The sequence below is a fragment of the Streptomyces sp. DT190 genome (assembly GCF_049846985.1).
GTDB lineage: Bacteria > Actinomycetota > Actinomycetes > Streptomycetales > Streptomycetaceae > Streptomyces.
Genome location: NZ_JBNCNM010000088.1, coordinates 1 through 321 on the forward strand (window position 1 = coordinate 1; position 321 = coordinate 321).

1 protein-coding gene is annotated in these 321 nt (G+C 65.7%); it reads left to right on the top strand.

The window, feature by feature from the left end:
* Window positions 1–321 (top strand): acyltransferase domain-containing protein (locus tag ACPXCS_RS39720; RefSeq protein ID WP_425952379.1); only part of this gene is annotated, 321 nt, incomplete at both ends.

Below are 321 nucleotides of genomic sequence, written 5' to 3' on the forward strand. Positions count from 1 at the left end.
CAGTTGTCGGCGGACGGGGTGTATGCGCGGAAGATCAACGTCGATTACGCCTCTCACAACGCGCAGATGGACCCGCTCCTGCCGGGCCTTGCCGAACGCTTCACGGACCTGGCACCCACAGCGCCGGAGATCGATTTCTACTCGACCGTGACCGAGGAGGTCGTCTCCGGGGCCGAGTTGGATGGTGGGTACTGGTGCCGGAATCTGCGGCAGCCGGTGCGTTTCGACCGTGCGCTGGAGCGGCTGCTGCAGGACGGTCACGGCGTGTTCGTGGAGATCTCCGCGCATCCTGTGCTGTCGATGCCGCTCACGGACGGCAGC